A 19,406-nucleotide genomic window follows, 5' to 3' on the forward strand; every position below is an offset into this window, starting at 1 on the left:
GTCCTCATCGCCCCTACGAGGGGTCGCAACATGTCGCCAATGATCTTCGCCAGCTTGGCGCGGGTGTCCTCATCGCCCCTACGAGGGATCGCAACACCGTGTGTGGCTGCCAGCTCTCTGCCTCTCCGCTCCCCATGACGGCTTGCTGGAGATCGAGAAGGTTCCGTGTGAGTCGTGTCAGGCGGATGGGTGACCCGAGTCGCGGCTTCTTCAACGTCTTCGATCTATATCAAGATCGTGTACTCGCTCCGATACGCGTCGGCTTGAGCGCAGACCACCCCGTCCACTCCGGAATGGATGGAGTCGAGCCCGGCTGGCATCAGGTGAGTACGTCGCGGGACGCCTGATCAGCCCTTCGACCGCAAGTAGGTCATCCAGGCATGGCCGGCCTCGGCGGCGCGGGCACGGGCTTCCCGTACCTCTTCCGGGCCGTACCGAGCCTTGTAGTCGCGGAACAGAGTCCAAGCCGCCGCGATCCCGACGACGGCCGCCTGGGGTGCGGTCTTCCATGGCGGCAGGGTGGACAGCAGTTCGTCCGCCTTGACCGGGGTGTGCCCGGCCTCGACGAGCCCGGGCGCGAAGAGGGCCGCGTCCAGCCAGGCCGCGCCGCGCGCCGCGAACGACCAGTCCACTACGCGCACCCTTTGACCGGTGACGAGCAGGTTGCTCGCGCTGAGGTCGTAGTGCAGGAGTGTGTCGCCCCGCAGGTGCGCGAGGTCGAGCCCCTCGAACGCCGCCTCGTACGGCTCGCGGTCGGCCAGCGCGCCGGCGGGCTTGGCGAGCAGGGCCTTGCCTTTGGCGAGCAGCGCCTTGACGTTGGCGGACACCGGCGTCGCACCATTCGGGCACGGCGTCAGCCGGGTGCCGAGCAGGGCGATCGTGTCGAGCACCGGGCCCAGGTTCGCCGAGCCGGGCGTCAGGTCGGCGTGGCGGGCGGCGTCGACGTACTCCCACACCGCCGCGTGCCACCCACCAAGCGTGGTGGCCCACAGCATGCGCGGGGCGGGCACATCCCCGGGCAGGTTCTCTCCCGCCCACCGCTCGCGCAGGTGCAGGTGCGCGGCTTCGTGGTTCCGGTCGATGGCCTTGAGGAACACGTGCTCGCGGTCGCCGTCCTCGATGTCGAGGCGCGCGACCACGCCCGGCATGATGCCCGAGGTGGCGCTCTCGGCCTTGAGGACCAGACCGAACCGCGTCTCGACGGCGTCCCTCACGACGTCGGGCAGGTCTTCCCAGGCCGGGCGGGGTGTACGGGCGTTCATGCGGTGATTCCTTCCGGGCTCGGGTCGTCGGCGCACCCCGCATAGCATTGCGAGCATTCGCCGCTGCTCAGCCACATCGCTGGGTCCACGGTCAGCTCGAGGCTGCGCATGGCCTTGACACTGTCGCCCAGCCGTGCCGCGAACGCCGCCTTGTCATCGCCAGGCTCCTCCGGATTGTGGTGCAGGAACCGGCCGGCGACGCGCTCGCACCACTCGGCGTAGTTGTGCGTGTCGAGGATGAACGTGTGCCATCCGAGGTCAACCGGGGACGATGGGGTGAGACCGGCACCCGGATTGCGGGCGCAGGCGTACAGGAACAGGAGCGTCTGTTCGATGATCCGACCGGCGTACTCGTGCGGCTGGTTGTGCTGCCGGGCGATGCGGGCCGTGAGCTGGTCGAACAGGTCATCGTCGATCAGGTCGGCGGCGAGGACGCCGCCGGGGTGCGGGCCGTCCGTCATGTTGCTCATGTACTTGACCGTCCATCCACATATTCGGCCCCTGGATTCCAGCACCGACTTTTCCGCCCCGGACCCTAGCAAGCACGACCACCTCACCACCACTGGAGGGCGGCTCCACCTGACTGCTCCACACGGACGACGGCCCGCACAGCTTGTTGAGATGCGCGTTCGCACAGGTCAGCGCCAAAGGGGCGGAGAAACCGCTGCACGGTGGCCGGGTAGGCGATTCGAGGGCTACCCTGCATCCAGGACGTCACGCGAAACCAGTTTACGATCATGGTTTTGCAGCGAACCTCCCGGGGATTCTGCACAACCGGAGGTTCACTGCAAAATCAAGGCTCCAGCCACCGCAGTCGTACGCATTGACCTGCGGCTTTACCATGGGGTCCTCATCGCCCCTACGAGGGGTCGCAACACGCCGTCGGGGAGTTGGACTTTGTAGCCGGGGCGTCCTCATCGCCCCTACGAGGGGTCGCAACACGACGAGCTCACCCGACACCCGCTCGGTCGCGTTGTCCTCATCGCCCCTACGAGGGGTCGCAACCGGTGCCGCCACATCCGCTTGGCCTCCGTGGTGGCGGGTCCTCATCGCCCCTACGAGGGGTCGCAACAGATCCACCCAGCGGGCACCGCACGCCTCACCACGCCGGTCCTCATCGCCCCTACGAGGGGTCGCAACATCAGCGCGGCCACCACCACGGCGTACCCGGCTGAGGTGTCCTCATCGCCCCTACGAGGGGTCGCAACATGTGACCGGCACCAGACCGGCCTCTCGCACCTGTCCTCATCGCCCCTACGAGGGGTCGCAACCTGTTCACCTCGTTTGCCAGCTCCAAGAGGTACGCGGGTCCTCATCGCCCCTACGAGGGGTCGCAACGCGCGTGGCTCCCGCGCGCTGGTGACGGGCCGACGTCCTCATCGCCCCTACGAGGGGTCGCAACGCCACATCGCCCACGGACCTCCGCCGGGCTCGGCGGTCCTCATCGCCCCTACGAGGGGTCGCAACGACGCGCTTCGGGGTGTCAGCCACAGGTCAGTCCTCCGTCCTCATCGCCCCTACGAGGGGTCGCAACCCGGGCGACGATGCTGGCGCGTCACCATGCGGCCAGTCCTCATCGCCCCTACGAGGGGTCGCAACAAAATCGACGTGGTGCCCGCCGTGACGACCGGGTCGCGTCCTCATCGCCCCTACGAGGGGTCGCAACATCGCCGCCATCAGGTCCACTCCACCTGGAGCACATGGTCCTCATCGCCCCTACGAGGGGTCGCAACGCGGAGGACATCAGTCGGCCGTACGGCGTGAGGTCCAGTCCTCATCGCCCCTACGAGGGGTCGCAACCGGTCGAGCTTGCGGCGCCCCTCGATCTTTGAGCCCATCGGGTCCTCATCGTCCCTACGAGGGGTCACAACGCGTTGGACTCGGTCTGCTCAATGGCGGCAAAAAGGAGTCCCAACCGCCCCTCTGTGGCGACGCCGGTACCAGGTGGCCGAGCACCCAGTCTTGACCCTTGGGAGTTCCGGCAAATACCCTCAAGCTGGATGGAAACGGTGTTTCGCATTCCGGAACATTCCAGACGGCGGCGGAAGGAACCACGGTGCGGCCCCATGTCGAGCTGATCCAGGAAGACGACTACGTATGGCATGGCGCCGAGCTCGTGGCCGGTGAGGGGCGGGCGAGTGAGCGCCGGCTGTCCGTCGACGAGGAGGACGGCTCCTCGTCGTTGCGCGTCGACTTCCACACCGACTGGGGTCGTGGGCCGGGCATCCATCACGCCAACACCGAGTACTACGTGCTCGACGGGTCGATGACGTACGGCGGGCGCGAGATCGGCAAGGGCGGCTACGTCTACGCCCCGAAGGGGGTGCCCACTGACGCGATCACCTTCGCCGAGGGCACCAGGATCCTGCACTACCGCGAGTACGGCGACGCCGGGTTCGACCCGGTCGACTCCCTGGCGCACCCCCGCCGCCCGGACGCCCGCGAGGACGTGCTCGTCATCGACAGCGAGGCCATGACCTGGGACGCGGTGCCCAACCCAGGCCCGATGCCCGGCCTGTTCATCAAGTACCTGCACGTCGATCCGGGCACCGGCTTCTACACCCGTCTGGTGCACGCCCAGGAGGGCTGGGCCGACCACCGCCTGGCCCACCACCCCTGTTACGAGGAGGCGTACACCACCCAGGGGCACATGGAGTACAACTTCGGCACCCTGGACCTCGGCACCTACTTCTTCCGCCCGGCCCGGATCAAGCACGGCCACTTCACCACCATGGAGGGCGGCACCACCTGGCTGCTGCGCTCCGACGGCGAGCTGTTCAACTGGTACACGCAGAACGAGTGGGTCCGCTGGGGCGGCGAGGCGCTCAACTACGGGCCGGGCGAGGCGCCGCTGCGCTGGTCCATGTCGTCGCACGATCTCGGCTCCGGCGCCGGGCGGCGCACCGAGAAGGACATCGCCGACCTGGTGGCGGCGCTGGAGTACCAGCGCGAGCAGGGCGCGGTGGACGACGACTACACGCAGCACGGACAGGGCACCGACCCGAGCCTGCTGGCGCTGGCCAAGGCCGTCGACGCCGCCCGGCTGCAGGGCGGTCACGGCCCTGGCCACAGCCACGAGCACGAGCACGACGACCACGGCCATGAGCACGACGTGCCCGCCGTCGACTGGGGGGTGGACCCCGCCGCGCTCGAACACGCCGACGAGCGCACCGACGCGCACGCCCACAACTGGGGCCGCGGCCGGGTCTGGAAGAGCGGCGATCCCATCCCGGCCCCCATCCTGTCGAGCCTCCCCGTCCGCAGCCGCTCGCGCGGGCGATGGGACGCCGACGGCATGTGACCGCTTCCGCCCGCGGCCTCGACCGCCCACCCCACCTGGACGAGGCCGCTCAAGGCCCCGATCGCGGGCGCCCGGACGGCGTGGGTCAGGGTCAGCCGTGGACCAGGTCGGCGATCGCGGCCAGGCGGGCCTCGTCGCCGGAGACCAGCATCGTGGTGACGAGTGACGACCGCCAGGCGGCGAGCTCCTCGGCGATCTTCTCGCGGGGGCCCACCAGCGCGACCTTCTCCACCATGGCCAGCGGGATCGCCGCGGCGGCCTCCGCCTTGCGCCCGCCGAGGTAGAGCTCCTGGACGCGGGCGCACTCGGCCTCGAAGCCCATGCGGGCGAACGCCTGGTAGTGGAAGTTGGCCCCCTTGGCGCCCATCCCGCCGACGTAGAGCGCGAGCATCGGCCGGACCCGGTCGGCCGCGGCCTCCACGTCGTCGTCGAGCTCGACGTTCACCCGGCAGGTCACCTCGAACGAGTCCGGAGTGGCCCCGCGCCGGGCGAACCCCTCCTGGAGCGCGTCACGGTGGTAGGCGTCGTCGTACGGGGAGTAGAACATCGCCAGCCAGCCGTCGGCGATCTCCGCCGCGAGCGCCACGTTCTTCGGCCCCTCGGCGGCGAGCAGGATCGGCAGGTGCGGGCGCAGCGGGTGGATCGTCGACCGCAGCGGCTTGCCGAGCCCGCTGCCGCCGGGGTGTGGCAGCCGGTAGTGCTCGCCGTCGAAGCTCACCTTCTCGCGGGCGAGCACCTGGCGCAGGATCGCGACGTACTCCCGGGTGCGGGCGAGCGGCCTCGGGTACGGCTGGCCGTACCAGCCCTCGACGACCTGCGGGCCGGAGGCGCCGAGCCCGAGGACGAACCTGCCGCCCGACAGGTGGTCGAGCGTCATCGCGGCCATCGCCGTGGCCACCGGGGTGCGGGCCGCCATCTGCACGATGGACGTGCCGAGCCGCATCCGCCGCGTCGTGGCGCCCAGCCAGGCGAGCGGGGTGAGCGCGTCGGAGCCGTACGCCTCGGCGGCCCACATCGAGTCGTAGCCGAGCCGTTCGGCGGCCGTGACCAGGCGGGCCAGGCCGGGCGGCGGCCCGGCTCCCCAGTAGCCCAGCGCGAGACCCAGCTTGAGATCGCTCATGACGCGCGCTCAGCCGATCCGCTCGAAGACGGCCGCGATGCCCTGACCGCCGCCGACGCAGAGCGTGGCCAGGCCGTAGCGCTGCTCGCGGCGGTGCAGCTCCCTGGCCAGGGCGCCGACCATGCGCGTGCCGGTGGCGCCGACCGGGTGGCCGAGGGAGATGCCGGATCCGCGCGGGTTGACGCGGTCGAGGTCCTTCTCGCCGAAGCCCCACTCGCGGGTCACGGCGAGGGCCTGCGCCGCGAACGCCTCGTTCAGCTCGATGAGGTCGATGTCCGCCAGTTCGACGCCCGCGCGGGCGAGGGCTTTCGCGGTGGCCGGGACCGGGCCGATGCCCATGCGGTGCGGCTCGACGCCCGCGACCGCCGAGGACACCAGCCGCACCAGCGGACGCAGCCCCAGGGCCTCGGCCCGCTCGGACGTCGTGACGACGCACAGGGCGGCGGCGTCGTTCTGGCCGCTGGCGTTGCCTGCGGTCACCGTCGCCTCGGGGTCGGCCGCCGCCCGGATGGGGCGCAGGCGGGCCAGCGCCTCGATCGTGGTGTCGGCGCGCGGGTGCTCGTCGCGGTCGACGACCACGTCGCCGCCCTTGGCGGGCACGGTCACCGGGACGATCTCCTCGGCCGACCTGCCGTCGCGCTGCGCCTCGACGGCCCGCGCGTGGGACAGCACCGCGAGGGCGTCCTGCTCGGCGCGCGGGATCGCGTACTCGCGGCGGAGGTTCTCGGCGGTCTCCAGCATGCCGCCGGGGACGGGGTGGCGGCGCCCGCCCGCGGTGACCCGGCCGCGTTCGAGGCTGTCGTGGAAGACGACTCCGCCCTGGCCGGCGCCCCACCGCACGTCGCGGGAGAAGTGGGCGGCGTTGCTCATGCTCTCGGCGCCGCCGGCGATCACCAGCTCGGCGTCCCCGGACGTGACCTGCCGGGCGGCGTACAGGATGGACTGCAGGCCGGAGCCGCAGCGGCGGTCGATGGTGAGGCCGGGCACGGTGATCGGCAGGCCGGCGTCCAGCGCCACGACGCGCCCGAGGGCCGGGGCCTCGCTCGTCGGGTAGCAGTGCCCGAGGACGACGTCGTCGATCACGTCCGGCTCGATGCCCGTGCGGGCGAGCAGGCCGCGCAGCGCCTGCGCGCCGAGCTCGGCCACGGGCACCGCCTTGAGCGATCCGCCGTAACGGCCGATCGGGGTACGCACGGGCTCACAGATCACAGCGTCACGCACAGTGCACTCCTGCTCGATGGTGTACGGCGATCACATCGATCGCCCGCCGGTCACCTCGATGACCGTGCCGGTGAGGTAGCTGGCCAGGTCGGAGGCGAGGAAGAGCACGACCGCCGCGACCTCCTCGGGCTCGCCGGCGCGGCCGAGCGGGATCTCGGCCATCTTGGTGTCCCAGATCCGCTGTGGCATGGCCTCGGTCATCGGGGTGCGGATGAGTCCCGGCTGGACCGCGTTGACGCGCACGCCGCGCGGCGCGAGCTCCTTGGCGGCGGCCTTGGTCATGCCGACGATGCCCGCCTTGGCGGCCGAGTAGTTGGTCTGGCCGATGTTGCCGACCTTGGCCGACAGGGACGACATGTTGACGATCGCCCCGCGCCCCTGCTCGCGCATGATCGGGGCCGCCGCGCGCAGCCCGTGCCAGCAGCCTTTGAGGTGTACGCCGACGACGTCGTCGAACTGCTGCTCGGTCATCTTCCGCAGGGTGGCGTCGCGGGTGATGCCGGCGTTGTTGACCAGCACGTCGAGGGAGCCGAAGGAGTCGACGGCGGTCGCCATCAGCCGGTCGACGTGCTCGCCGTCGCGGACGTCGCAGACCGACGCGGCGGCGACCTCGGCCCCGCCCAGCTCCTCGACGGCGGCGGCGAGCCGGGCCTGGTCGAGGTCGCCGAGGACGACCCGGGCGCCCTGCGCCACGAACGTCCGCGCGATGGCCAGGCCGATGCCCTGGGCGCCGCCCGTGACGACGGCGGTGCGGCCGTCGAGCAGCCTGCCCACGTCGTGGCCCGCGCTCAGGCCGCCCGGTGTCGGGCTGCCCGGTGTCGGGCCGGTCATCGGCCGGCCGCCGCGGCGCGGAGGAGCTGCCTGGCGATGATGACCTTCTGGACCTCGCTGGTGCCCTCGTAGATGCGGTAGAGGCGGGCGTCGCGGTAGAAGCGCTCGACCGGCACCCCGTGGATGTAGCCGCTGCCGCCGTGGATCTGCACCGCCCGGTCGGCGACGCGGCCGACCATCTCGCTGCAGAAGAGCTTGGCGCTCGACGGCGCGATGCGGCGGTCGCTGCCGTCGTCGTAGGCCTCGGCGGCGGCCAGGACCAGGGCCCTGCCGGCCAGCAGGTCGGTCTGCGACTCCGCGAGCATGGCCTGGACCTGCTGGAACTCGCCGATGACGGTGCCGCCCTGTTTCGCGGTGGCGGCGTACGAGACACTCTCCTCGACGAGCCGGCCGGCCATGCCGACGCAGCAGGCCGCGATGTGCAGGCGGCCCTTGGCCAGGGAACGCATCGCGGCGGCGAAGCCCTCGCTCTCGACCTCGCCGACGAGGCGGGAGGCGGGCACCCGGACGTCGTCGAAGAAGATCTCGGCGGTGGTCGAGCCGCGCTGGCCCATCTTCTTGTCGCGCGGCCCCACGGTCACGCCGGGCGCGTCGGTGTCGACCACGAAGACGGAGATGCCCTCGGCGCCGAGGCCGCCGGTGCGGGCGAAGACCATGAGGATGTCGGACCAGCCGGCGTTGGTGATGAAGCGCTTCTGGCCGTTGATGACGTAGTCGCCGCCGTCGGCGACGGCGCTCGTGCGCAGGCCGCCGGGGTCGGAGCCGGCCTCGGCCTCGGTCAGCGCGAAGGCCGCCACGCACTCGCCGGCGGCCATCCTGGGCAGGAACTCCCGCTTCTGCCGCTCGGTGCCGAAGTTGACCAGCACCTGCCCGGCGATGCCGTTGTTGGTGCCGAACATCGAGCGGAAGGCCGGGGTCGTGTAGCCGAGCTCCATCGCCAGCCGGGCGTCCTGCAGGGCGGTGAAGCCCAGCCCGCCGTACTCCTCCGGCAGCGCGTAGCCGAACAGGCCCATCGCGGCCGCGTCGCGGCGGATCGCCTCGGGGATCTCGTCGGCCTCCTCGATGAGGTCCTCGGCGGGGACGACCACCTCACGCACGAAACTCCGGACTGTGTCGAGCACGGAGGCGAACTCTCCGCTGTCCATCCACGCCCCTTCCCTGAGGCCACCTAGTTAATAATAGTAATCATAGCATAGATGAGGTTTTGAGCCTCGAATCCAGGGAGTGGGGCGGGCATGAACGGCTACCTCGATCCCGAGCTCGCCGAGCTCGCCCGGTCGCTGGTCCCGACCGACATCGGCGACCCGGTGGCGGCGCGCGAGCGGCTGGCTCGGGCCCGCGCCGCCCGCCCCGGGTTCGTGACGCCCCCTGGCCTGGTCCGGGGCGACCTGACCGTGCCCGCCGACGGCGCGCGCCCGGCGGTCCGCTGCCTGACCTTCCGGCCCGACGCGGGGGCCGATACGCGTCCCGACGCCCGGCCAGACGCGCGGGCCGACGCCCGGCCAGAGGCACGCGCCGACGCCCGGCCAGGCGGGCGGGCCGATACGCGGGCCGACGTACGGTCGGGCGCGCGCGCCGACACACCGGAAGACGGGCGGGCCCGCGCACCGGAGGGCCTGCGCGCGGCGATCGTCCATCTGCACGGCGGGGGGTTCGTCATGGGCGACGCCGACGGCGATCCCGTGCTGCCGGCGCGGCTGGCCGAGGCCACCGGCGCTCTCGTGCTGTCGGTCGACTACCGGCTCGCCCCCGAACACCCCTACCCGGCGGCCGTGGACGACGGGTGGGCCGTGCTGTGCCACGTGACCGAGCACGCCGCCGGCCTCGGCGTCGACCCGGCGCGGGTCGCCGTGGCGGGAGCGAGCGCCGGCGCCTGCCTCGCCGCCGCCCTCGCCCTGAGGGCACGCGACGAGGGTGGCCCGCGGATCGCCGCCCAGCTGCTCGACATCCCCGTGCTGGACGACCGGGCGATCACGCCGTCGTCGCGGCTGACGGACAGCCCGATGTGGAACCGCGCGAACCTGCTCGACAGCTGGCGTCACTACCTTCGCGACCTCCCACCGGACCAGGCGATCTCACCGTACGCCGCGCCCGCCCGGGCCGCCGATCTGTCCGGGCTGCCACCAGCGTACGTCTCGGTGTGCTCGCTGGATCCGCTGCGCGACGAGGGCATCGCCTACGCGCAACGGCTCACCGACGCGGGGGTTCCCACCGAGCTGCGGCTCTACCCGGGCACCTTCCACGGCGCGGTCAGCACCTTCCCGGACACCTCCGTCACCCGGCGCGCCCGCGCGGACCTCCTCGCGGCGGCCCGCCGCCTGCTGTCCGTGACGTGACCGCTCGCCCAGCCACCAGCCCGTACGAACAGAAGGAGCGACGATGACCACATCCCGGCCGCCCACCAGCGCCGCCGCCGCCGAACCGGACGAACCTGGCGGGCCGTACGGCGATCCGCTGGACGCGGTGCGGGGGATCGTGCCGCTCGTGGTCGAGCGGGCCGGGCAGGCGGAGCGTGACGTCCGCGTCGACGACGAGGTCATGGAGCGGCTCGTCGCGGCGGGCACGATGATGCTGATGGCGCCGCGCGACTACGGCGGCGCCGAGGCCGAGCCGTCGGTCCTCATCGACGTCGTCCAGGAGCTGTCCCGGGCCGACGGCTCGACGGGCTGGGCGGTGATGGCGAGCATGAGCGGCACCGGCACGATGCTGACCCTGCTGCCCGAGGAGGGCGCCCGCGCGATCGCCGGGAGCCCGAACCCGATGTGCGCCGGCCAGGCTCCCCCGGCGGGCACCGCGCGGCGCGTGCCGGGCGGGTTCGAGGTGCGGGGCCGGTTCTCGTTCGCGAGCGGGTCGGCGCACGCCGGCTGGTTCCTCGGCGGCTACCGCGTCCTCGACGAGTCGGGCGAGCCGGTGCTGGACGCCGATGGTCGGCCGTCGACCGCGATCGGCGTCGTCCCGCGCGCCGGGGTGGAGCTGCTCGGCGGCTGGGACGTCATGGGGCTGGTCGCCACCGGCAGCTACGACTACGAGGTCGTGCCGCAGGTCGTCGAGGAGCACTTCCTGCGGGTCGACGGCATGGACGCGCTGCGCGGCGGCCCCCTCTACACGATGGGCCTGAAGTCGCTGCCGGGAGTGGGCCACGCCGCCTTCGCGCTCGGGGTGGCCCAGCGGGCCCTGGAGGAGTTCGCCGTGCTGGCGGCCGTGAAGAAGCGGCCTCCGTCGGGCCCGCTGAACGGGAACGTCGCCGTGCAGCGGGACGTCGCGCAGTGGACCGCGCGCCACCGCGCGGCCCGCGCGTTCACGCACGACGCGTTCACCCGGCTCTACCAGGTCGCGCGCGACGGCGGCGAGCGGACCCCTGAGCTGCAGGCGGACTGCCGGGTGGCCGCCACGCACGCCGTCTACACGGCCGCCGAGATCACCCGCGAGGTCTACCTGGCCTCCGGCAGCGAGGGGCTGCGCGACGGCCACGCCATCCAGCGCTGTTTCCGCGACGCCCACGCCGCCAGCCAGCATCTGTTCACCGCCGAGCACACCTACGTCGACGCCGGCCGGATCTACCTCGGCACCCCGGGGCTGACGCCGCGGCACACCGAGGTCATGACCTACACGTTCGCGCCCCCGCTGCCGGCCTGACCGCGGCCCGCGGCGGGGGTCACCGGCCCATGCAGGCGTCCTTGATCCGTTCCAGGTCGTCGATCTCGCCGACCGGCGAGCTGACCACGACCTTGCCGATGTCGATCACCGTCACGTGGTCGGCGACGTCCACGGCCGCCTCGACGGCCTGCTCGACGAGCAGGATGGCCAGGCCGGAGTCCTTGAGCGCAGAGACGCGCGCCATGACCTCGGCCACGACCGACGGCGCGAGGCCGCCCGACGGCTCGTCCAGCATGAGCAGGCGCGGCTTGGCCATCAGGGCCTGGCCGATGGCCACCATCTGCTGCTGGCCGCCGGACAGCGATCCGGCCGGGTCGTCGCGCTTGTCGTGCAGGATCGGGAAGAGCTCGTAGATCCTGTCGAGCTCGTTCTCCAGCGCCCTGCGGCGGAGTTTCAGGCTGTAGCCGCCCAGCAGCAGGTTCTCGCGGACGGTCTGCGTGCGGAAGACGCGCTTGCCCTCCTGGACGTAGCTCACGCCGAGGGCGACCCGGCCGTGGGCGGCGACGCTCTCCAGCGACCGGCCGTCGTAGGTCATCGTGCCGCCGTGCACCGGGTTGAGCCCGGCGACGGCCCGCAGCGAGGTGGTCTTGCCGGAGCCGTTGCGGCCCAGCAGGACGGTGATGCGACCGGGCCAGACCTGGAACGAGACGTCCCAGACGGCGCGCAGGTCTCCGTAGCCGGTCGCCAGGTGCTCGACCGTGAGCAGGGGGTCGGTCATGGGGTCTCCTGTCGGGCCGCGGGCTCGGTGACCGAGTCGTCAGGTCGCACGTCGGCGTCACTGGCGCCCAGGTACTCGTCGCGGACGCGGGGATCGTTCGCGATGTCGGACGGCGTGCCGGAGGCCAGCACCGAGCCGCGTGCCAGGACCACGATCTCGTCGGCCAGTGACAGCACCAGGCCGAAGTTGTGCTCGACCAGGATGATGGTGCAGCCGGCGTCGCGGATCCGGCGGATCACCCCGGCCAGGGTCTCGACCTCGCCCTCGTCCAGGCCGGATGCCGCCTCGTCGAGGAGCAGCACCTTGGGCTCGGCCACCAGCGCGCGGGCGACCTCCAGCATCCGCCGCATGCCGAGCGGCAGCGTGGCCGCCTCGGTGTCGGCCACGTCCTCCAGGCCGACCAGCCTGAGCATCTCGTCGGCCCGCTGCCGGTCGCGCCGCTGGATGGCCCGGAACCGGGGGGTGCGCAGGATCGCGCCCGCGAACGACGTGCCCTCGACCGTGTAGCGGCCGGAGGCCACGACGTCGCGGACGGTGATGCCCGGCGGGATCAGCGGGGTCTGGAACGTCCTGGCCACGCCCAGCCGGGCGATGCGGTGGGTCGCCGCCGTCCGGATCGGGGTGCCGTCCAGGGTGATCTCGCCCGCGTCGCGGCGGTAGTAGCCGCAGACGAGGTTGAGCAGGGTCGTCTTGCCGGATCCGTTGGGGCCGATCAGCGCCGTGACGCGTCCGGGTTCGGCGCGCAGCGACACGTCGGTGAGCACCTGGTTGCCGCCGAAGGCCTTGGACACGCCGGTGGCGTCGAGCAGGCCGCCTTCGATGCGGTGGATGGCCTCACCGTCGCCCGCCTTCGACGGCCCGCGACCGGCGAGGCCGGCGGCCCGGTCGAGGCGGGCGACGAAGGTGCGGGCCACTCCGGCGACTCCGCCGCTCATCAGGACGCCACCGATGAGCAGGAACAGCCCGAAGAAGACCAGCGAGTACTCCTGGAAGCTGTCGGACTGGGAGCTGGCGTACTCCACGACCGCGGCGCCGAGCACGGCGCCGTAGACGCTGACCGATCCGCCCAGGATGGAGGCGGCCAGCGCGCCCGTCGCGACGTGGAAGCCGAACGCCTCCAGGGACACGAACAGGTCGAGGTTCGCGAAGAGCGCGCCGGCCAGACCGGCGGGGATGGCGCCGGTCGCGTAGCCGCTGAGCTTGACCCGGAAGACGGACATGCCCACCGAGGAGGCCAGCACCGGGCTCTGCTTGAGCACCTGGAACGCGATGCCGTGACGGGACGCGATGATGTTGCGGAACGCCGCGAACCACAGGATCGTCACGGTCACGACGGTGAGGTAGAAGTGGGTCGGCGTGAGCTCGAACCCGAGCAGGGTGGCGCCGGGGATCCCCGACAGGCCCAGCTGACCGCCGGTGTGCTCTTCGAAGATCGACACGATGTCGGGCACCAGCAGGACGAGGAAGAACGACGTCATGGCCAGTGACCAGGAGCCCAGGCGCAGGCCCGGGATGCCGGTGACGATCCCGACGACCAGGGCCGCGAGGCCGGCGGCGAGCAGCTGGACCAGGATGTCCGTCACGCCCGCCACCGCGATGATGCCCGCGGTGTAGGCGCCGGCCGCGTACATGGCCACCTGGCCGATCGCGAGCTGGCCGGCGTAGCCGAGGGAGAGGTTGAGCCCGCTGACGATGAGCGCGAGGATGAGCGTCAGCTCCACCTGCCTGGTCACCGAATATCCGGGCTGCAGGGCGGGGAGCACCAGGAGGAACACTCCCAGCGTCGCGGGATAGACCCACGACGGCACCGCCCTGAGCGTCTTCCACCAGTTCACCGTCGTCAAACCGTCCGTTCCTGTGTCTGGCCGAACAAGCCCGTCGGGCGGAGCATCAGCACGAGGATGAGGATCAGGAAGACACTCAGGTTGCTGAACTCCGAGCCGAGATAGCGGGCGGCGTGCTCCTCGACCAGGCCGACCACGAAGCCGCCGACCAGACCGCCGTAGAAGCTGCCGAACCCGCCGATGGCGAGGGCGACGAAGCCCTTGAGGGCGAGCGCCGACCCGAGCGTGGCCACGGCGAAGGTCTTGGGCCCGATGAAGAAGCCCATCAGCCCGGCGAGCAGGCCGGTGATGGCGAACGCGGCGAACGCGAGCTTGCGCACGTTGATCCCGCGCAGCACCGCCGCCTCGTCGTCCTGTGACATGGCGACGATCGCCAGGCCGCTCATCATCCGGCGGTTGTACAGGTGGATGACGGCGACGAGCACGACGGACAGCACGATCAGGCCGAGCTCGAAGGAGTAGAGACGGCCGCCGAAGAGGGTCATCGCCTCCTTGGCGCCGAAGAACGGGACGTCCAGCGGCTGCGACCCCCAGATGAGCTGGGCCAGGCCGGTGAGCACGGTGCCGAAGCCGAGCGTCGTGATCAGCTGGGTCTGGTGGTCGGCGACCGGGCGGACGGCGACCCTCTCCAGGATCGCCGCCACGAGCATGACCACGACCATCGCCAGCGCGACGACGACGATCGCGGGCAGTCCGAGGGTCACATGGCCGGTGTACGCGACGAAGGCGCCGATCATCATCAGCTGGGCCTGCGCGAAGTTGAACGAGCGCGACGCCACGAAGACGATGTTGTAGCCGATCGCCACCAGCGCGTACACCGCGCCAAGCGACAGTCCTGCGTAGATGAGCGTCATTTCGCTAATTTCCCGGCGAGCCCAGCTGGCCGTTCACGATGGGACCCGGCGCGGCGAAGGAGTGCGTGTCGATCGGGAGCTTCGGCTCGTGCGAGTCGGCCGAGTACGGGTAGGTCGCGTAGATCGCGGTGCCGGCGCCCTCGGTGACCTTCGAGTCCTCCAGCGCCTTGGCCATGGCCGCCGGGTCGGTGCTGCCGGCGCTCTTGGCCGCGGCCGCGATGAGCAGGATCGCGTCGTAGCTGAGGCAGTTGTTCATCGACCCGTTGATCTTGCCGATCGACGTCATCGCCTTGACGGCCTTGTTGGTGGCCTCAGCCGCCGGGTCGTACACCGTGCTCTTGGTGACCTCGAGCGTGAGGTTCTTCAGGTCCGGCGAGCCGAGCAGGCCCACGGGCGGCTCCTGCGTGATCAGCGGCGTGGAGGACACCGAGGTGTCGCCCAGCAGCGGGACGTCCCAGCCGAGCTTGGTGATGCCCTTGAGGACGTAGCCGGCCGGGGCTCCGTAGGCGTTGAAGACGACCACGTCGGGGGCGGCGTCGCGCAGGGTGGAGATCTGGGCGGTCATGTCGAGCGCGGCCGAGTCGTACTCGACGGCGACGACGTCGTAGCCGGCCTTCTTGAAGGTGGTCTCGGACAGCTCGCCGAACGTCTTGGCGTAGGCGGAGTTGCCGTGCAGGATGCCGATCTTCTTGTAGCCCTTGGCCTCGAACTCCGGCAGGTAGCCGTCGACCACCACCTGGGGCGAGGCGGCCAGGTTGAACGCCAGCGGGTGCTGCTTGGGGTCCGCGGTCGCCGGGATGTTGGCGGCGTTCATGAAGAGGATCTTGTTCTGGTTGAGGATCGGCGCGACGGCGGCGCTGACGTTGGAGCCGGCGCCGACGATGTAGGCGTCGGGCTTCTTCTTCGCGATCTGCGCCCGCAGCGCGCTCAGCGCCTTCGTCGGGTTGGCGTTGTCGGGCGATTCGAGGAGCTGCACCTGGCGTCCGTTGACGCCGCCGGCCGCGTTGACCGTCGCGACTCCCGCCTTCGCCGAGACCAGGGCGGTCAGCAGCTGGTCGGTGACCGGCCCGGCGTCGGCGCCCGCGCTCATCATGATGACGAAGGGTTCGTTCGCCTCCGTCGCTCCCCCGTCGTCCGACGTGCCGCATGCGGAGAGCACCAGCGTCGCGGCGGCGAGCAGCGCCGCCCACCGAGCCTGTCGAGCCTTCATCGGATCCTGCCCATCTTTACTATGATTGAATCCTATAAACCATAGGCTGGCATGTGTGAGGCCCCGGTGGCAATGCGTCGGCCGATAATTTCGCGGTCGATCACCAGGTCAACCGGGAGTCAGGCGCGTGGTCTGCTCGGCGACGGCGACCAGCGAGGTCCCTTCCGACCACATGACGACTCTGCCGACGGCGGTGCGCCCGGCACAGGCCACCAGGCTCACCTCCAGCAGGATCCACTCCGCCACCGGCCCGCCCAGCACCCGCAGCGAGGCGCTGACCGTGGCGACCCGGGTCAGTGCGGGAAAGGCCCGGCGCAGCAGGTAGGGCACGTGGTCGCTGACCACCGCCAGCCGCACCTCGCCGGCCAGGTCGCAGCGCACGCGGGCCCACAGCAGCGCCGTCCCGGCGACGCCCGTTCCGGCCTCCTCGCGGGCGAGGCGCACGTCGAGCAGGCCCGCCGTCGAGGTGCCGGGCCCCGACAGGTACGAGCGCTCGGGGCAGTCCTCCGGCGGCGGGACGCGGGGCGGCCCTCCGGCGTGCGCCACGGGCCCCGCCGCCGGTCCGGCCACCGCCGTACCAGTGAGGACCGTCCGCCCGCCCTCCACGGCGTCGAGCCGGTGGTGCCCCAGCGAACGGCCCGCCGCGAGCAGCTCGCAGGACACCTCCAGCCGGCTGCCCTCGGCGACCGGACGCAGAAAGCTCACGGACAGGTCGCTCAGCCGGCCGCCCGCCGACCGCTGGGCGACGTCGGTGAGCAGGCCGAGTCCCCAGCCGCCGAAGAGTACGCCGTGGGCGCAGATCTCGGCGCCCACCATCACGGCGGCGCCGGGATCGAGGCCGCCAAGAGGCCAGCCGGGGCTGCTCACGGCGTCGCCCGGCCGCCACCGCGAACCCCGCCGGCGTCTCCGGCCGCGTCTCCAGCCGCGTTTCCGGTCGCGTCTCCGGCCGCGTTTCCGGTCGCGTCTCCGGTCGCGTCTCCAGCCGCGTCTCCAGCCGCGACGGGCGCGCGCAGCTCGCCCTTCAGCACCTTGCCGCTGGCGTTGCGCGGCAGCGAGGCGACGAACTCGACGATCCGCGGCACCTTGAAGTTCGCCATCCGTTCGCGCGCCCAGGCGATGATCTCTCCGGCGTCGGCCTCGGCGTCCCTGCGCGGCACGACGTAGGCCTTGGGCACCTCCCCCAGCCGTTCGTCCGGCACGCCGACGACGGCGACCTCGACGATCGCCGGATGGCGGGCGAGGACCTGCTCCACCTCGGCCGGCGACACGTTGAACCCGCCCACGAAGAACAGGTCCTTGAGCCGGTCGGTGATCTTGAGGTTGCCGTCCGCGTCGAGCGTCCCGATGTCGCCGGAGCGCAGCCAGCCGTCGGCGTCGATCGCCTCCTCGGTGGCCGCCGGGTCCTCCCAGTAGCCGGGCGTGACGTTGGCGCCGCGGATCAGCACCTCCCCCGGCTGGCCGGGAGGAAGGTCCCGGCCGCGAGGGTCGACGATCCGGAGCTCGACGCCCGGCAGGGCCCGGCCGTTGCTGCGGGCGATCACGTCCGCCGAGTCGCCCGCGCGGCACATGGTGGCCGTGCCGAAGCACTCCGTCATCCCGTACGCGGTGATGAAGTGCTCGAACGGCAGCTCCGAGCGCGCGCGCTCGACCAGCGCCACCGGCACGACCGCCGCCCCGGTGGCGGCCACCCGCAGCGAGCCGAGATCGTAGGCCTCCCGCTCGGAGCTCTCCAGCAGCGAGTAGTAGATCGTGGGCGAGCCGTTCATGACCGAGACGCCGTGCGCCTCGATGAGCCGCATCGCCTCGACCGGGTCGAAGACCGCCATCGGCACGACGGTCAGGCCGTGCAGGAGGCTGGTGATCATCCCGGCCTTGTTGCCGCCCGTGTGGAAGAACGGCAGCGTGACCAGGTAGCGGTCGCCGGGCCGCAACCCCCAGATCTGGCCGTACGTCCGGTAGAGGTCCAGCGAGGGGCCGTGCGGGATCGTCACCCCCTTGGCCCGCCCGGTGGTGCCCGAGGTGAAGATGATCTCCGCCAGGTCGTCCGGCTGCACCGCCAGCGCCGCCTCCCGGGCCGCGTCGGCAGGCACCCGCTCACCGCGCGCGAGGAAGGCGTCCCAGCCGAGCAGGCCCGGGTCGCCCGGCGCGTCCGCGCCCAGCATGTCCACCACGAGGAGATCGTCCAGGCAGGCGCCGTTCTCCTCTCCCGGCTCGCGGACGACTCCGGCGTAGTCGTAGCCGAGGAAGCCGCCGTCGACGAGAACCGCCCTCGCGCGTACCCGGGCCAGGATCTCGCGGGCCTCGGGGCCGCGGTAGCGGGTGTTGACGGGGACGACGGTCGCGCCGGCGCAGTGCAGGCCGAGCGACGCGACGATCCAGCGGTGGGAGTTGGGCGCCCACAGGCTCACCCGGTCGCCGCGTCCGATGCCGAGCGCGATGGCGGCGCGGGCGACCTTCAGCGCCGCGTCCAGCAGCTCGCGGAAGGTCAGCTCGGTCTCGCCGTCGACGACGGCGAGCCGGTCACCGAAGCGTTCGGCGCTGCCCATCAGCACCCGGGGGATGGTCCGCTCCGCGCTCATCGGCCGGCGAACTTCGGCTCGCGCTTCTCGACGAAGGCGCTGAGCCCCTCGCGGAAGTCCTGGCTGCGTGAGGAGATCTCCAGCGAGTACGCCTCGGCGGGCAACTGCTCGCGCAGGGCGGCGTCGGCGGCCTGGTTGATGAGGGCCTTGGTGAGGCCGAGCGCGACCGTCGGCCCGGCGGCCAGCCGGGCGGCGAGCGCGCCGGCCGCCTCACCCGCCTCGCCCGGTCCGGTGACCTCGTGGACGACGCCCCACTCGTGCGCGGTGGAGGCGTCGAGGCGCTCGCCGAGCATGAGCAGCCGGCGGGCCCGCAGCGGCCCGACCGCCCGGGTGGTCAGCCAGGTCGCGCCGCTGTCCGGCGTCATCCCCCGGGTGACGAACGGCTGCCAGAAGGTGGCCGTGGAGTCGGCGACCACGAAGTCCGCGGCGAGCGCGAGCTGGAACCCGATGCCGACCGCGTAGCCCGTCACCGCGCACACGACCGGGATCTGCAGCTCACAGAGCTGCGGGATCAGCCGGTGGGCCTGGGAGGGCAGCCGGCGTTGGATCGCTCCCGGCCGGGGGCGCGTGCCCTGGCCGGCGTTGCGCCCGACGATGTCGAAGCCGCTGCAGAAGTCGCCGCCCGCTCCGGACAGGAGCACGGCGCGCACCCGCTCGTCGTTCTGGGCGAGCTCGAAAGCGTCGACGAGCGCGCGCAACGATCGGTCGTCCAGGGCGTTGCGCCGGCGCGGATCGTTCAGGCGCAGCGTCAGGACGCCGCCGGTCAGGTCGATGTCGACTCCGCCGACGGCCGGGTACTCACTCAGCAT

The 19,406-nt window shown here is 71.9% G+C and carries 16 protein-coding genes and 1 CRISPR repeat array; of the genes, 3 read left to right on the forward strand and 13 right to left on the reverse strand.

All coding sequences use genetic code 11. The features are described 5' to 3' along the window. Positions 1–347 precede the first annotated feature (347 nt). Positions 348–1,262, reverse strand: a complete 915-nt coding sequence (locus IEY82_RS36970; protein ID WP_189128950.1) for an aminoglycoside phosphotransferase/kinase family protein — start codon at positions 1,260–1,262, stop codon at positions 348–350. Next, positions 1,259–1,732, reverse strand: coding sequence for a glycine-rich domain-containing protein (locus IEY82_RS36975; protein WP_189128951.1), 474 nt, complete (start codon positions 1,730–1,732; stop codon positions 1,259–1,261). Before IEY82_RS36975 ends, IEY82_RS36970 begins: the two co-directional genes overlap by 4 nt. 376 nt (positions 1,733–2,108) lie before the next feature. Continuing rightward, a CRISPR array of direct repeats spans positions 2,109–3,133; the repeat unit is 30 nt; unit sequence GTCCTCATCGCCCCTACGAGGGGTCGCAAC. A 185-nt stretch (positions 3,134–3,318) separates the two neighbouring features. Between IEY82_RS36975 and IEY82_RS36980 the strand changes: the two genes are divergently transcribed. Beyond that, entirely contained in the window at positions 3,319–4,563 is a 1,245-nt protein-coding gene (locus IEY82_RS36980; RefSeq protein ID WP_189128952.1) for a DUF4437 domain-containing protein, read from the forward strand. A 91-nt stretch (positions 4,564–4,654) separates the two neighbouring features. Here the strand turns inward: IEY82_RS36980 and IEY82_RS36985 are convergent, their stop codons facing one another. The 4 genes from IEY82_RS36985 to IEY82_RS37000 are packed head-to-tail and all read right to left on the reverse strand — an operon-like array spanning position 4,655 to position 8,880. Then, entirely contained in the window at positions 4,655–5,683 is a 1,029-nt protein-coding gene (locus tag IEY82_RS36985) for an LLM class F420-dependent oxidoreductase (protein ID WP_189128953.1), read from the reverse strand. Between the two features lie 9 nt (positions 5,684–5,692). After that, on the reverse strand, positions 5,693–6,904 hold the full coding sequence (locus tag IEY82_RS36990; RefSeq protein WP_189128954.1) for an acetyl-CoA C-acetyltransferase: 1,212 nt from the start codon (positions 6,902–6,904) through the stop codon (positions 5,693–5,695). Positions 6,905–6,934: 30 nt separating this feature from the next. Then, positions 6,935–7,735, reverse strand: a complete 801-nt coding sequence (gene fabG, locus IEY82_RS36995) for a 3-oxoacyl-ACP reductase FabG (RefSeq protein WP_189128955.1) — start codon at positions 7,733–7,735, stop codon at positions 6,935–6,937. Continuing rightward, positions 7,732–8,880, reverse strand: a complete 1,149-nt coding sequence (locus tag IEY82_RS37000) for an acyl-CoA dehydrogenase family protein (protein WP_189128956.1) — start codon at positions 8,878–8,880, stop codon at positions 7,732–7,734. The genes fabG and IEY82_RS37000 overlap by 4 nt, the downstream gene beginning before the upstream one ends. 90 nt (positions 8,881–8,970) lie before the next feature. On the opposite strand from IEY82_RS37000, the gene IEY82_RS39695 reads away from it, so the two are divergent. Further along, a complete protein-coding gene (locus tag IEY82_RS39695; protein ID WP_225262920.1) occupies positions 8,971–10,071 on the forward strand; it encodes an alpha/beta hydrolase in 1,101 nt (366 codons plus the stop codon). 43 nt (positions 10,072–10,114) lie between these two features. Further along, entirely contained in the window at positions 10,115–11,371 is a 1,257-nt protein-coding gene (locus tag IEY82_RS37010; RefSeq protein WP_189128957.1) for an acyl-CoA dehydrogenase family protein, read from the forward strand. Between the two features lie 19 nt (positions 11,372–11,390). Here IEY82_RS37010 and IEY82_RS37015 read toward each other — a convergent pair whose 3' ends face one another. From IEY82_RS37015 to IEY82_RS37045, 7 genes are all read right to left on the reverse strand, one after another. Further along, entirely contained in the window at positions 11,391–12,110 is a 720-nt protein-coding gene (locus tag IEY82_RS37015; RefSeq protein ID WP_189128958.1) for an ABC transporter ATP-binding protein, read from the reverse strand. Then, positions 12,107–13,945: a branched-chain amino acid ABC transporter ATP-binding protein/permease gene (locus tag IEY82_RS37020; RefSeq protein ID WP_189128959.1), complete on the reverse strand. Its 1,839-nt coding sequence runs from the start codon at positions 13,943–13,945 to the stop codon at positions 12,107–12,109. Before IEY82_RS37020 ends, IEY82_RS37015 begins: the two co-directional genes overlap by 4 nt. Before the next feature lie 5 nt (positions 13,946–13,950). Then, entirely contained in the window at positions 13,951–14,808 is an 858-nt protein-coding gene (locus IEY82_RS37025) for a branched-chain amino acid ABC transporter permease (protein WP_189128960.1), read from the reverse strand. Between the two features lie 4 nt (positions 14,809–14,812). Then, a complete protein-coding gene (locus tag IEY82_RS37030; RefSeq protein ID WP_189128961.1) occupies positions 14,813–16,018 on the reverse strand; it encodes an ABC transporter substrate-binding protein in 1,206 nt (401 codons plus the stop codon). Between the two features lie 108 nt (positions 16,019–16,126). Next, positions 16,127–16,885 (reverse strand): acyl-CoA thioesterase domain-containing protein, encoded by a 759-nt coding sequence (locus tag IEY82_RS37035; RefSeq protein ID WP_189128962.1) that lies wholly within the window; start codon positions 16,883–16,885, stop codon positions 16,127–16,129. Then, positions 16,882–18,597 carry a FadD3 family acyl-CoA ligase gene (locus tag IEY82_RS37040; RefSeq protein ID WP_189128963.1) on the reverse strand — a complete coding sequence of 572 codons (1,716 nt, stop codon included), beginning with the start codon at positions 18,595–18,597 and terminating at the stop codon, positions 16,882–16,884. Before IEY82_RS37040 ends, IEY82_RS37035 begins: the two co-directional genes overlap by 4 nt. Then, the gene (locus IEY82_RS37045) at positions 18,594–19,406 is read right to left on the reverse strand and encodes an enoyl-CoA hydratase/isomerase family protein (protein ID WP_189128964.1); all 813 of its coding nucleotides are present in this window, start codon (positions 19,404–19,406) and stop codon (positions 18,594–18,596) included. The genes IEY82_RS37040 and IEY82_RS37045 overlap by 4 nt, the downstream gene beginning before the upstream one ends.

The organism is Nonomuraea cavernae, from assembly GCF_014646355.1.
GTDB classification, from domain to species: domain Bacteria; phylum Actinomycetota; class Actinomycetes; order Streptosporangiales; family Streptosporangiaceae; genus Nonomuraea; species Nonomuraea cavernae.

Coding starts and splice junctions, on each gene's coding strand:
- IEY82_RS37000 (WP_189128956.1), bottom strand. CDS start 8,880: ATGGACAGCGGAGAGTTCGCCTCCGTGCTCGACACAGTCCGGAGTTTC.
- IEY82_RS36970 (WP_189128950.1), bottom strand. CDS start 1,262: ATGAACGCCCGTACACCCCGCCCGGCCTGGGAAGACCTGCCCGACGTC.
- IEY82_RS36985 (WP_189128953.1), bottom strand. CDS start 5,683: ATGAGCGATCTCAAGCTGGGTCTCGCGCTGGGCTACTGGGGAGCCGGG.
- IEY82_RS37040 (WP_189128963.1), bottom strand. CDS start 18,597: ATGAGCGCGGAGCGGACCATCCCCCGGGTGCTGATGGGCAGCGCCGAA.
- IEY82_RS36975 (WP_189128951.1), bottom strand. CDS start 1,732: ATGAGCAACATGACGGACGGCCCGCACCCCGGCGGCGTCCTCGCCGCC.
- IEY82_RS37045 (WP_189128964.1), bottom strand. CDS start 19,406: ATGCTGAGTGAGTACCCGGCCGTCGGCGGAGTCGACATCGACCTGACC.
- fabG (WP_189128955.1), bottom strand. CDS start 7,735: ATGACCGGCCCGACACCGGGCAGCCCGACACCGGGCGGCCTGAGCGCG.
- IEY82_RS37015 (WP_189128958.1), bottom strand. CDS start 12,110: ATGACCGACCCCCTGCTCACGGTCGAGCACCTGGCGACCGGCTACGGA.
- IEY82_RS37025 (WP_189128960.1), bottom strand. CDS start 14,808: ATGACGCTCATCTACGCAGGACTGTCGCTTGGCGCGGTGTACGCGCTG.
- IEY82_RS39695 (WP_225262920.1), top strand. CDS start 8,971: ATGAACGGCTACCTCGATCCCGAGCTCGCCGAGCTCGCCCGGTCGCTG.
- IEY82_RS37010 (WP_189128957.1), top strand. CDS start 10,115: ATGACCACATCCCGGCCGCCCACCAGCGCCGCCGCCGCCGAACCGGAC.
- IEY82_RS37030 (WP_189128961.1), bottom strand. CDS start 16,018: ATGAAGGCTCGACAGGCTCGGTGGGCGGCGCTGCTCGCCGCCGCGACG.